Below are 11,799 nucleotides of genomic sequence, written 5' to 3' on the forward strand. Positions count from 1 at the left end.
GGGATCAGCCCGTACGGCCCCAGAAGTCGTACGGGTCCCGCCCCGGGCGGAAGCCGTGCGCCCACGCCAGGTCCGCCGCCTCCCGGAACCGGCGCGCGACGACGGACGGCTCATGGGCGTCGCTGCCGAACGTCACCGCCTGGCCGCCCTCCTCGCGCCACCACCCGAGCAGGGTCGCGTGCAGCGGCACCACCGTGTTGATCTCCAGCGCCCGCCCGGACCCGGCCGTCACCCGCAGCGCGTGCCGGAACTCCTCCTCGAACGCCTTCGGGTCGAACGGCCCGGCGGTCTCCACCGGCCAGTAACGCACCGGGTAGTCGACGTGGGCCAGCACGGCGAACGCGTCGCTGCCCGCGACGACCTCGGGGATCTCGGCCAGGTAGTCCCGGACGACCTCGGCCGCGGGGCGGCTCGCGTACAGGCCGGGCGGCTCGCTGAACCCCTCCCCGGCGGGCAGGCTGTGCAGGGAGCCGAGCACCCGGTCGAACCCTCCGGCGGCGAGCACGCCGGCGACGGCGTCGGCGTGCCGGTGGGGCTCGCCCACCTCCAGGCCGCTCAGGATGCGCAGGCCGGGGAAACGTTCGCGGCATCGTTCGACGGCCGCGAGGTAGCCGGCGGCGTCGAAGGCCGGGGGAGTGAGGTGCCCGTCCGGGGAGGTCAGGGCCAGCAGGTGGTCGTAGCCGTCGAGGGCGCCGGGGGCGACCGTCCAGACGGTGTGGTCGACGTGCTCGGTGAAGGCGATCGCGGGCAGGCCGAGCTCCACCGCCCGCGCGCAGGAACGCTCCATGTCGCCGTTCGGGGCGTCCCAGGACCACTCGCTGTGCACATGGCTGTCGGCAGGCAACGTCACAGGACTCACTCCAGGGGAATCAGGCTCCAGGGGGAATCAGGCGAAGATCATCACCGACTGTACCCCGCGGGGGCCGCCGCGTCCCGGGGCGGCGCATCGGGAAAGTCGTCTGATCTGCCGTGAGATGCTGCATTCGTGACGACGACCGAGCCCGCCGGGCCGCCCCCGCGCCGCGGGCGCGGCCGCCCTGGCTACGACCAGGCCGCGATCCTGCGCGCCGCGGTCGAGCTGTTCAACCGCAAGGGGTACGACGCCACCAGCATGGGCGACCTGGCCAAGGAGCTCGGCCTGACGAAACCGGCCATCTACCACCACGTCACGAGCAAGGAGCAACTGCTCGGCCAGGCCCTCGACGACGCGCTCGACGAGCTCACCGCCGCCGTGACCGCCGCCTCCGGCGAGGCCGCCGACCGGACCGCGCACGAACGGCTGCGCGAGGTGGTGCGGCGCAGCGTCGAGGTGCTGGTCGCGCACCAGCCCGCCGTCACGCTCCTGCTGCGTGTGCGCGGCAACAGCGAGGTCGAGCTGGCGGCCCTGGAACGACGCCGCTGGCTCGACGACCGCCTGGCCGCGCTGGTCGCCGACGCCGTCGCCGAGGGCGCCCTGCGCGACGACGTGCCGCCGACGCTGGTGAGCCGGCTGCTGTTCGGCATGGTGAACTCGCTGGTGGAGTGGTACCGCCCGGACGGCAGCTACGACCGGGCGATGGTCGCCGACGCTGTCACCGCGATCGCGTTCGACGGCCTGGCCAGGCACGCGTCCTGACCGGGGCTCACCAGGTGTAGAACCCCTGGCCCGTCTTGCGGCCGAGGTGCCCGGCCGCCACCAGGTCGCGCAGGATGCGCGGCGGCTCGAAGCGCGGCCCGAGCTCGCGGGCCAGGTGCTCGGCGATCGCCAGCCGCACGTCCAGCCCCACCACGTCGGTGGTGCGCAGTGGGCCCGTCGGATGGCGGTAGCCGAGGGTCATGGCCGTGTCGATGTCGGCCGCGCTCGCGACGCCCTCCTCCAGCATCCGCATCGCCTCAAGGGCCAGGCAGACGCCGAGCCGGCTGCTGGCGAAGCCCGGCGAGTCCGCGACCGTGATCGGCGTGCGGCCCAGCGCCGCGGCCCACTCCTGGGCCCGTTCGACCAGCTCGGGAGCCGTACGCGGCCCGACGACGATCTCGATGAGGTCGCTCACCGGGACGGGGTTGAAGAAGTGCAGCCCGATGAAACGCTCCGGCGCGGCCAGGCCGGTCGCCAGCCCGCCGATCGACAGGCTGCTGGTGTTCGTGGCCAGCACCGCGCCCGGCGCCTGCCGTTCGACCAGGGCGAACACCTTGGCCTTGAGCGCCGCGTCCTCCGGCACCGCCTCGACCACCAGCTCGCACGGGGTCAGCTCGCCGGGGTCGGCCGTCGTACGCAGCCGGGCGAGGACGTCCTGGAGGGGCAGGCCCAGTCTGCCCTTCTCGGCGGCCTTGGCCAGGCTGCCGGTCACCCGCTCCAGCGCCCGGCCGGCGGCCTCCGGGTCGCTCTCCACGACGATCACGTGGCTGCCGGCGGCGAGGAAGGCGTGTGCGATCCCCGATCCCATCCGGCCGCCGCCGAAGACGCCGACGAGCTCTGGCAGATTCGGTGGCAGGGTCATGGGCGTCGTTCCTTCCGCCGGTCCAGGAATGCCGTCATGCGCGCGTGTTTCTCCTCGGTCTCGAACAGGACCGCCTGGGCGAGGTCGTCCACGAACGGGTGCGCGGCGCGCGGCGCGTGGAAGACGGCCTTGGTCAGCCGGGTCGCCAGCGGCGCCCGCGCCGTGATGCGGTCGGCGAGCCGGTGACCGGCGGCGAGCAGGTCCTCCGGCTCCACGACGTCGTTGAGCAGGTGGACCGCCCGCGCCTCCTCGGCCGTCATGACGCGGCCCGCGAGCAGGATCTCCTTGGCCAGCGGCTCCCCGACCAGCTCGGCCAGCCGCCAGGCGGCCCCCGCCGCGGCGATGATGCCGAGGTCGGTCTCGGGGTTGCCGATCCGGGTGCGCGGCGTGCCGATGCGGAAGTCGCAGGCGTAGGCCAGCTCGGCGCCGCCGCCCAGGGCATAGCCGTCCACGAGGGCCACGGTCGGCATCGGCAGCCGGTGGATGCGGTCGAAGATCCTGGAGTTGATGCCGCGCAGCGCGTCGCCGCGGTCCCGCTCGCGGAGCTGGGCGATGTCGGCCCCGGCGGCGAAGGTCGTGCCCTCGCCGGTGAGCAGGACGACGCGCGGCTCCTCCTCGACGGCGGCGCACGCCTCGTGCAGCGCGGCGACCAGCTCCCGGTCGATCGCGTTGCGCACCTGCGGCCGGTTGAGCCGCCACACCACCCGGTCGGCGCCCTCCTCGACGATGAGGGTCATGGGCGCTCCACCGGGGAAGCGAAGGCGTCGGTCACGGGAAGCTCCTCTGCGTCGGGAACAGGCGTCGGGATCAGGCGTCGGGATCAGGCGTCGTGGCGTACGGTCAGGCGTCGTAGTCCACGGTGACACGGTCGCCGGCCGGGAACGTCTGGCAGGTGAGCACGAACCCGGCGGCCACCTCCGCCGGTTCGAGCGCGTAGTTGCGGCGCATGTCGGCCGCGCCCTCGCGGACCACCGCCCGGCACGTGCCGCAGACCCCGCCCCGGCAGGCGAACGGCAGGTCGGAGCGGGTCTTCTGGGCGCCGTCGAGCAGCGTCGACCCGCGCGAGACGGTGGCGGTCGTCCGGCGGCCGTCGAGCACCGTCGTCAGCACGGTCGTCGCGCCGGCCGGGACGCCCTCGTACCGCCTGGGCACCGGCGGGGGAGCGTCGACGTAGAAGAGCTCGACGTGCACGTTCTCGGCGGGCACGTCGAGGTCGGCCAGCACCCGCCGGGCGTCCTCGACCATGCCCAGCGGCCCGCAGAGCCAGACGTGGTCGAACGTCTCGATCGGCACCAGCTCGGTGAACAGGCGGCGCAGCCGGTCGCCGTCCAGCCGGCCGGAGAACAGCTCGACGTCGCGCGGCTCACGGGAGAGCACGTGGACGAGCTGGAAGCGGGGGCCGTACCGGTTCTTCAGGTCGCCGAGCTCCTCGGCGAACATCACGGTGCCGCTGGTCCGGTTGCCGTACAGGAGCGAGACCCGCGCGCCGGGATGGGTCAGCACCGTCGAGGCGACCGACAACATCGGCGTGATGCCCGATCCGGCGGCCACGCACAGGTGCCGCTCGCCGCGCCCGGGGTCGGCCCGCCAGGAGCCGGTCGGGGTCTGCACCTCGATCCGCGTCCCCGGCCGTACGTCGCGGACCAGCCAGGTGGAGAAGAGCCCGTCCGGGATCTCCCGTACGCCGATGCGCGGCGCGTCCCCGGCGGGGGCGCAGATCGAGTACGACCGCCGCTCCTCCCGCCCGTCCACGAAGCGGCGCAGGGTGAGCGACTGGCCCGCGTGGAAGGCGTACGCCTCGCGCAGCTCCCCGGGCACGGCGAAGGTGATCGCCGCGGCGTCCTCGCACAGGTGGTCGACCGCCGCCACGGTCAGCGTGTGGAAGGCGGCGTGCGCCCGGGCCGGCGCGGGCGCGAGCGTGGTCATCTCATATCTCCTTGACATGCTCGAACGGTTCCAGGCAGTCGGCGCAGGCGTAGAGCGCCTTGCAGGCGGTGGCGCCGAACTCGGAGGTCAGCCGGGTGGCCCGCGAGCCGCAGCGCGGGCAGGCCGGAGCGGGACGCGCCGGCCCGAGCGTGAGCGGGACGGGCCCGGACACCCGGCGCGCCGGACCGGGGGCCGACAACCCGGACTCGCGCAGGGCGGCCCTGCCGCGCTCGGAGATCCAGTCGCTCGACCACGGTGGGTCGAGCACGACGCGCACCTCGACCCGCGGGAACCCCGCCTCCCGCAGCCGGTGCACGAGGTCGTCGCGCATGGTCGCCATGGCCGGGCAGCCGGTGTACGTCGGGGTGATCGAGGCGACCACGACCTCGCCGTCCGCGTCCGGCCCCACCTCGACGCCGCGCAGCACGCCGAGGTCGGCGAGGGTGAGCATCGGCATCTCGGGATCCCGCACCCGCCCGGCCGCCTCGACGGCCCGCTCGCGGGGGGTCACCAGAGGCCGCCCGGATGTGCGCGGGCGACCGACTGCATCTCGGCGAGCAGGTCGCCGAGCGCCGGGGTGTGCCCGCCGTCCCGCCCGGTCCCTACAGAGCCGTCGCTTTCGCCGCCAGGTGGGCGGGGTACGCCGCTCACGGCGAGCACCTGGCCGAGGACGGCGTCCACGTCGGCCCGCAGCGTGGCGGGATCGACGCCGGCGCCCGAACGCGCGAGCGCGAGCTCGACGGGATGCGCGGTGACCAGCTCGGCCAGCAGCGGCCACAACCCGGCGAGCGCGTCGTCGAGCCGGCGGCGCGACTCCTCGGTGCCCTGGGCCAGGGTGAGGAACCAGCGGCCCGCCCAGTCGCGGTGGTAGGCGACCTCCTTGACGCCCTTGGCCGCCACGGCCGCCAGCACGGTGTCCACGCTGCCGGCCAGTCGCTCCAGCAACGCCAGCCGGGCCGTCGAGAACAGCAGCAACCGGACGACGACGTGCGCGAAGTCGCCGTTGGCCACCTCGGCCAGCCGTACGTTCCTGAACTGCCCGGCGTCGCGGAAGAAGGCCAGCGCGTCCTCGGGAGGCACCGGCGAGCCCTCGGGCAGCGCGGGCACCACGCCGGGGTCGGCCGCGGCCGCCCGCGCCAGCAGCAGGCGCGCCTGCCCGAGCAGGTCGAGCGCCACGTTGGCGAGCGCGATGTCCTCCTCCAGGTCGGGGGCGCGGCTGCACCACTCCGTGAGGCGCTGCGACATGATCAGGGCGTCGTCGCCGAGCATGAGGCAGTACGCGGCCAGCTCGGCGTGGCCGACGCCCTCGGGCACCGTCGTGTCCACGCCGGCCAGCGGGTCCTCGAAGTCGGTGCCGAACGCCCACTGCGCGGAGTCCCCGCCGGCCAGGCCGTCGAAGATGCTGCCGTGGTCATCGTTCACGCTGGTCCGCCCTTCTCACATGTGCGGGACGTCGTCGGGAATGTCGTAGAACGTCGGGTGGCGGTAGACCTTGTCGCCACTCGGCGCGAACAGCGGGTCCTTCTCGTCCGGGCTGGAGGCGGTGATCGCCTCGGAGCGGACGACCCAGATGCTCACGCCCTCGTTGCGCCGGGTGTAGACGTCCCGGGCGTGGCGCAGGGCCATGGCGTCGTCGGGGGCGTGCAGCGAGCCGACGTGGACGTGGTTGAGCCCGCGCTTGACCCGGACGAACACCTCGTAGAGCGGCCATTCCCGCCGGTCGGGGCTCATCGGGCGCCCGCCTCGGCGGCCGGCCGGCTCGCGAACGCCGAGGCGGCCTCGCGTACCCAGGCGCCGTCCTCGTGGGCGGCCCGGCGGTGGTTCATCCGCTGGGTGTTGCACGGCCCGTCACCGCGGATGACCGCGGCCAGCTCCGACCAGTCCGGCTGCCCGAAGTCGTGGTGCCCGCGCTCCTCGTTCCAGCGCAGGTCGGGGTCGGGCAGCGTCACCCCGAGCGCCTTGGCCTGCGGGACGCTCATGTCGACGAACTTCTGGCGCAGCTCGTCGTTGGAGTTGCGCTTGATGCCCCAGGCCATCGAGCGTTCGCTGTTGGGGGAGCGTTCGTCCGGCGGGCCGAACATCATCAGCGAGGGCCACCAGAACCGGTTCACCGACTCCTGGACCATCTCCCGCTGGGCGTCGGTGCCGCGCATCATCGTCATCAGCAGCTCGTAGCCCTGCCGCTGGTGGAAGGACTCCTCCTTGCAGATGCGGATCATGGCCCGCCCGTACGGGCCGTAGGAGGTGCGGCACAGGGGCACCTGGTTGCAGATCGCGGCGCCGTCCACGAGCCAGCCGATCGTGCCGACGTCGGCGTAGGACAGCGTCGGGTAGTTGAAGATCGAGGAGTATTTCTGCCTGCCGGTCAGCAGGAGTTCGGTCAACTCGGCGCGGGAGACGCCCAACGTCTCGCACGCGGAGTACAAATAGAGGCCGTGTCCGGCCTCGTCCTGCACCTTGGCCAGCAGGATCGCCTTACGGCGCAGCGACGGGGCACGCCCGATCCACTCGCCCTCGGGCTGCATGCCGATGATCTCGGAGTGCGCGTGCTGGGCGATCTGGCGTACGAGCGTCCTGCGGTACGCCTCCGGCATCCAGTCGCGGGGCTCGATCCGGTCGTGACCCGCGATGGTCGCGTCGAAGGCGGCCTGCAGCCGCTCCTCCTGGTCCGGCTCCGCCGGCGTCGTGGTCATCGTCCCTCCGAGACATCGGTCTTATTTACTTATCGCTCGGTCAGTAATACGGTTGCATGAGTCGGGGCTTCCGCGCAAGAGAGGAGACAGCGTGAGCGCGCTGCTGGAGAGTTACGCCGCCGGACGATGGTTCCGGGCGGCGGACGACGGGGAACCCCTGCTCGACGCCGCGACGGGCGAGGAGGTCGCGCGGATCTCCAGCCGAGGGCTGGACGTCGCCGCCATGGTCCGGTACGCCAGGGACACCGGCGGTCCCGCGGTGCGCGCCCTGACCTTCCACGAGCGGGCCGCCCTGCTCAAGGCGCTGGCCAAGCACCTGCTCGAACACAAGGACGCCCTGTACGCCCTGTCCACGCGCACCGGCGCCACTGCCCGCGACACCATGGTCGACGTGGACGGCGGCATCGGCACCCTGTTCAGCTACGCCGGCAAGGGCGCGCGCGAGCTGCCCAACGACACCGTCGTCCTCGACGGCGCCCTGGAACGCCTGGGCAAGGGCGGCACCTTCGCCGGCCAGCACCTCTACACCTCCAGGCCGGGCGTCGCGGTGCAGATCAACGCCTTCAACTTCCCCGTCTGGGGCATGCTGGAGAAGCTGGCGCCCGCCTTCCTCGCCGGGCTCCCGTCGATCGTCAAGCCCGCCGGCCAGACCGCCTACCTCACCGAGCTGGCCGTCCGGCAGATCATCGAGTCGGGCATCCTGCCCGAGGGAAGCCTCCAGCTCCTCGCGGGCAGCGCGACCGGGCTGCTCGACGAGCTGAGGGTCCAGGACTCCGTCGCCTTCACCGGCTCGGCCCACACCGCCGGCATCCTGCGCCGCCACCCGAACGTGCTCGACGGCGGCGTCGTCCTCGGCGTCGAGGCCGACTCGCTCAACTGCTCGATCCTCGGCCCCGACGTGCGACCCGACGATCCCGAGTTCGACCTGTTCGTCAAGGGCGTCGTCACCGAGATGACGGTCAAGGCGGGCCAGAAGTGCACGGCCATCCGCCGCGTGCTCGTCCCGGGGAACCTGGCCGACCAGGTGGTCGAGGCGCTGGCCGCGCGCCTGTCGGCGGTGACCGTCGGCGACCCGCGCAACCCCGACGTACGGATGGGCCCGCTGGCCAGCCTCGGGCAGCGCGACGAGGTGCGCAAGGCCGTCGAGGCGCTGCGGGCCGGCGCCGAGGTGGTCTACGGCGACCCGCGGGGCAAGTCCCTGCTCGACGGCGACCCCGAGCGCGGCGCGTTCATGACGCCGCTCGTGCTGCGCGCCCGTCCCGGCGCCGCCGAGGCGCACGACGTGGAGCCGTTCGGGCCGGTCGCCACCGTGCTCGCCTACGACGGCGTCGAGGAGGCGGTCGCCCTGGCCGCGCGCGGCAAGGGCAGCCTGGTCGCCTCCGTCGCCACCCACGACCCGCAGGTGGCGCGGTCCGTCGTGCTCGGGCTGGCGCCCTGGCACGGCCGGGTCCTCGTCCTCGACCGCGACGACGCCAAGGAGTCCACCGGGCACGGCTCGCCGCTGCCGGTCCTCGTCCACGGCGGCCCCGGGCGGGCCGGCGGCGGCGAGGAGCTGGGCGGCGTACGCGGCGTCCTGAGCCACATGCAGCGCACCGCCGTACAGGGCTCGCCGGACCAGCTCACCGCGATCACCGGACGCTGGACGACCGGCTCGGCCCGCGCCGAGTCCGACGTCCACCCCTTCCGCAAGTCGCTGGCCGAGCTGCGGATCGGCGACACGATCGCCTCCGCGCCGCGCACGGTGTCGCTCGCCGACATCGAGCACTTCGCCGACTTCACCGGCGACACCTTCTACGCCCACACCGACCCCGAGGCCGCCGCCCGCAACCCGCTGTTCGGCGGCATCGTCGCCCACGGCTACCTGGTGGTCTCCCTGGCCGCCGGGCTGTTCGTGGACCCGGCGCCGGGCCCGGTGCTGGCCAACTTCGGCGTCGACGGCCTGCGGTTCCTCACGCCCGTCAAGGCCGGCGACGCGATCAGCGTCACGCTGACCGTCAAGCAGATCACGCCGCGCGGCAACGCCGACTACGGCGAGGTCCGCTGGGACGCCACCGTGACCAACCAGGACGACGTCCCCGTCGCCACGTACGACGTCCTGACCCTCGTGGCCAAGACCTGGCCCGGAGGACTGACGTGACCGACACCCCGGTCCTGCTCGAACACGACGGCGGCGTGGCGGTGGTGACGCTCCACCGTCCCGAACGGCGCAACGCGCTGGACGCCGCGTGCAAGAACGCCCTGCGCCGGGCGCTGGAGGAGGTCGCGGACGACGACTCCGTCCGGGCCGTGCTGCTGACCGGCGCGGGCGGCGCGTTCTGCGTCGGCCAGGACCTCGCCGAACACGCGGAGGCCCTGCGCGCCGACCCCGGCCACGCCTTCGACACCGTCGAGGCCGACTACGCGCCGGTCGTGCGGCTCCTCGCCACGATGGGCAAACCGGTCGTCGCCGCCGTGGAGGGCGCCTGTGTCGGCGCCGGACTGGCCCTCGCGCTGGCCTGCGACCTGCGGGTCCTGGCCGAGGACGCGGTGCTCGCCACGGCGTTCACAGGGGTCGGGCTGACCTGCGACTCCGGCCTGTCCGTGACGCTCACGCGCGCGGTCGGGGAGTTGAGGGCCAAGGAGCTGGTGCTGCTCGGCGAGCCCTTCAGTGGCGCGCAGGCGGCCGCGTGGGGCATCTCGGCGCGGGTGGTCCCGCATACCGAGGTGGCCGTGGCGGGACGGGAGCTGGCCGCCCGGCTCGCGGCCGGGCCGACCGCCGCCTACGCCGCGTCCAAGCGGCTGATCGCGCAGTCGTGGGAGCAGGACCTCGGCGCGGTGCTCGCCGCCGAGGCCCAGGCCCAGGCCCGCTTGGGCCTGACCGCCGACCACGCGGGCGCGGTCGAGGCGTTCCTCGCCAAGCGCAGGCCCGTCTTCGAGGGCCGCTGAGCCGGCCCGGACGCCCTCGCGGGACGTCCGGGCCGCCGCGTCAGCTCTCGTGCGCCCCCCACTCCGCGCCCCGGCCGCGGGCCTCCTCGAACACCAGCCAGGTACGGGTGGCCCGTACGCCTGGGATGTCCTGGATGCGTTCCAGCACGACGTGCCTGAGCGCCGCGTTGTCCGGCGTCCTGACCAGCACCAGGACGTCGTAGTCGCCGCCGACCATGGCGAAGTGCTCCACGTACGGGGTCTCGCGCAGCCTGGCCGTGACCTGCCGCCAGGAGTTCTGCTCGATCGTCACCGACACGTACGCGCTGGTGCCCAGCCCCGCCCGGTGCGGCGCCAGCTCGGCGGTGAAACCGGTGATCACGCCGTCGTCCATCAGCCGGGTGAGCCGGGCGTAGACGTTGGCGCGTGAGACGTGCACGCGTTCGGCGAGGGTGCGCATCGACATGCGGCCGTCGCGCAGCAGCTCGGCGATGATCGCCCGGTCCACCCCGTCCAGATGTGCGGCCGAACGTCCCGGCCAGCCGCCTTCAGCACCCTCGTTGGTCGACAATTGGCCCTCCCAAAATCCGATATAAAGCCATTTGTCGCTCATCATGCCTGATGTCTTGAACGGATGGTTCCGGAAGCGGACGCTTTCCCTCACAAACGTCCAGAGAAAGTGAGCGTCGCCATGTCCGTGAGGAGGAGTCCCCAGACGGTGGACGACCTGCTGCCCTCACCCCTGCCGGTGCGCTTCGTCGCCGAGGACGGCACGGCCGTCGAGCCGCCCGCCGGCTATTCGGCGCCCGCGGACGGGCAACTGGTGGAGGCGTACCGGCGGATGGTCCTGGGCCGCCGCTTCGACCGCCAGGCGACCGCGCTGACCAAGCAGGGCCGGCTCGCCGTGTACCCGTCCAGCCGAGGCCAGGAGGCGTGCCAGATCGCCGGCGTCCTCGTGCTGCGCGAGGACGACTGGCTCTTCCCCACCTACCGGGACTCCGTCGCCCTGGTCTCCCGCGGCCTCGACCCCGTCGAGGTGCTCACCCTGCTGCGCGGCGGCTGGCACTGCGGCTACGACCCCGCCGCCACGCGCGTCGCGCCCCAGTGCACGCCCCTGGCCACCCAGACGATCCACGCCGTCGGCATGGCCGAGGCCATGCGCCGCAAGGGCGAGGACGGCGTCGTCATGGCCTTCATCGGCGACGGCGGCACCAGCGAGGGCGACTTCCACGAGGCGCTCAACTACGCCGCGGTCCTGCGCGCGCCCGTCGTGTTCCTCGTCCAGAACAACAAGTACGCCATCTCGGTGCCGCTGGCCAAGCAGAGCGCGGCCCCGGCGCTGGCGTACAAGGGCATCGGCTACGGTATCCCCTCCGAGCAGGTGGACGGCAACGACCTCGTCGCCGTGCTCTCGGTCCTGACCGCCGCCGTGACGCACGCCAGGACCGGCGGCGGCCCCTTCCTCGTCGAGGCGCACACGTACCGCATGGACCCCCACACCAACGCCGACGACCCCACCCGCTACCGGGAGCGCGAGGAGGTCGAGCAGTGGGAGTCGGCCGACCCGCTCGCCCGGCTGGAGACGTACCTGCGCGAGCGCGGCCTGCTCGCCGCCGAGGACGTCGCCGCCGCCCACAAGGCCGCCGAGGAGTACGCCGCCCGCCTCCGCGACGAGATGAACGCCGACCCGCGGGCCGACCCCTTCGAGCTGTTCGACCACGTCTTCGCCGAGCCGACGCCCCAGCTGAACGAGCAGCGGGCCCTGCTGGCGTCCGAGCTGACCGCGCGGGAGGACTGAC

13 protein-coding genes are annotated in these 11,799 nt (G+C 73.4%); 4 read left to right on the forward strand and 9 right to left on the reverse strand.

What is annotated here, in order from left to right:
* Nucleotides 1-4: 4 nt before the first annotated feature.
* Nucleotides 5-850 (reverse strand): PHP domain-containing protein, encoded by an 846-nt coding sequence (locus IEZ27_RS19535; RefSeq protein ID WP_189648549.1) that lies wholly within the window; start codon nucleotides 848-850, stop codon nucleotides 5-7.
* Between the two features lie 135 nt (nucleotides 851-985).
* Here IEZ27_RS19535 and IEZ27_RS19540 point away from each other — a divergent pair, with 135 nt between their 5' ends.
* Entirely contained in the window at nucleotides 986-1,615 is a 630-nt protein-coding gene (locus IEZ27_RS19540; RefSeq protein WP_125638637.1) for a TetR/AcrR family transcriptional regulator, read from the forward strand.
* 7 nt (nucleotides 1,616-1,622) lie between these two features.
* On the opposite strand, the gene IEZ27_RS19545 is transcribed toward IEZ27_RS19540, so the two are convergent.
* The 7 genes from IEZ27_RS19545 to paaA all read right to left on the reverse strand — a co-directional run bounded on the left by IEZ27_RS19545 (nucleotide 1,623) and on the right by paaA (nucleotide 7,096).
* Nucleotides 1,623-2,477, reverse strand: a complete 855-nt coding sequence (locus IEZ27_RS19545) for a 3-hydroxyacyl-CoA dehydrogenase family protein (protein WP_189648550.1) — start codon at nucleotides 2,475-2,477, stop codon at nucleotides 1,623-1,625.
* Nucleotides 2,474-3,214: an enoyl-CoA hydratase/isomerase family protein gene (locus tag IEZ27_RS19550; protein WP_189648551.1), complete on the reverse strand. Its 741-nt coding sequence runs from the start codon at nucleotides 3,212-3,214 to the stop codon at nucleotides 2,474-2,476. The genes IEZ27_RS19545 and IEZ27_RS19550 overlap by 4 nt, the downstream gene beginning before the upstream one ends.
* Before the next feature lie 103 nt (nucleotides 3,215-3,317).
* Nucleotides 3,318-4,403: a 1,2-phenylacetyl-CoA epoxidase subunit PaaE gene (paaE, locus tag IEZ27_RS19555; protein WP_189648552.1), complete on the reverse strand. Its 1,086-nt coding sequence runs from the start codon at nucleotides 4,401-4,403 to the stop codon at nucleotides 3,318-3,320.
* 1 nt (nucleotide 4,404) lies between these two features.
* Nucleotides 4,405-4,914 (reverse strand): 1,2-phenylacetyl-CoA epoxidase subunit PaaD, encoded by a 510-nt coding sequence (gene paaD / locus IEZ27_RS19560; RefSeq protein WP_268246071.1) that lies wholly within the window; start codon nucleotides 4,912-4,914, stop codon nucleotides 4,405-4,407.
* The gene (paaC, locus tag IEZ27_RS19565; protein ID WP_189648553.1) at nucleotides 4,911-5,825 is read right to left on the reverse strand and encodes a 1,2-phenylacetyl-CoA epoxidase subunit PaaC; all 915 of its coding nucleotides are present in this window, start codon (nucleotides 5,823-5,825) and stop codon (nucleotides 4,911-4,913) included. Before paaC ends, paaD begins: the two co-directional genes overlap by 4 nt.
* Before the next feature lie 15 nt (nucleotides 5,826-5,840).
* Nucleotides 5,841-6,134 carry a 1,2-phenylacetyl-CoA epoxidase subunit PaaB gene (gene paaB / locus IEZ27_RS19570; protein ID WP_125638654.1) on the reverse strand — a complete coding sequence of 98 codons (294 nt, stop codon included), beginning with the start codon at nucleotides 6,132-6,134 and terminating at the stop codon, nucleotides 5,841-5,843.
* Nucleotides 6,131-7,096 (reverse strand): 1,2-phenylacetyl-CoA epoxidase subunit PaaA, encoded by a 966-nt coding sequence (gene paaA, locus IEZ27_RS19575; RefSeq protein WP_189648554.1) that lies wholly within the window; start codon nucleotides 7,094-7,096, stop codon nucleotides 6,131-6,133. Before paaA ends, paaB begins: the two co-directional genes overlap by 4 nt.
* Nucleotides 7,097-7,187: 91 nt before the next feature.
* On the opposite strand from paaA, the gene paaZ reads away from it, so the two are divergent.
* Together paaZ and IEZ27_RS19585 are read left to right on the forward strand one after the other, a co-directional pair.
* The gene (gene paaZ / locus IEZ27_RS19580; protein WP_189648555.1) at nucleotides 7,188-9,233 is read left to right on the forward strand and encodes a phenylacetic acid degradation bifunctional protein PaaZ; all 2,046 of its coding nucleotides are present in this window, start codon (nucleotides 7,188-7,190) and stop codon (nucleotides 9,231-9,233) included.
* Nucleotides 9,230-10,021: an enoyl-CoA hydratase/isomerase family protein gene (locus IEZ27_RS19585; RefSeq protein ID WP_189648556.1), complete on the forward strand. Its 792-nt coding sequence runs from the start codon at nucleotides 9,230-9,232 to the stop codon at nucleotides 10,019-10,021. Before paaZ ends, IEZ27_RS19585 begins: the two co-directional genes overlap by 4 nt.
* A 40-nt stretch (nucleotides 10,022-10,061) precedes the next feature.
* Here the strand turns inward: IEZ27_RS19585 and IEZ27_RS19590 are convergent, their stop codons facing one another.
* Complete coding sequence (locus tag IEZ27_RS19590) at nucleotides 10,062-10,571, reverse strand: Lrp/AsnC family transcriptional regulator (RefSeq protein ID WP_229824129.1); 510 nt, start codon at nucleotides 10,569-10,571, stop codon at nucleotides 10,062-10,064.
* A gap of 120 nt (nucleotides 10,572-10,691) precedes the next feature.
* Here IEZ27_RS19590 and pdhA point away from each other — a divergent pair, with 120 nt between their 5' ends.
* Complete coding sequence (gene pdhA / locus IEZ27_RS19595; protein WP_189648557.1) at nucleotides 10,692-11,798, forward strand: pyruvate dehydrogenase (acetyl-transferring) E1 component subunit alpha; 1,107 nt, start codon at nucleotides 10,692-10,694, stop codon at nucleotides 11,796-11,798.
* Nucleotide 11,799 lies beyond the last annotated feature (1 nt).

The organism is Nonomuraea spiralis, assembly GCF_014648435.1.
Classification (GTDB): Bacteria; Actinomycetota; Actinomycetes; order Streptosporangiales; family Streptosporangiaceae; genus Nonomuraea; species Nonomuraea spiralis.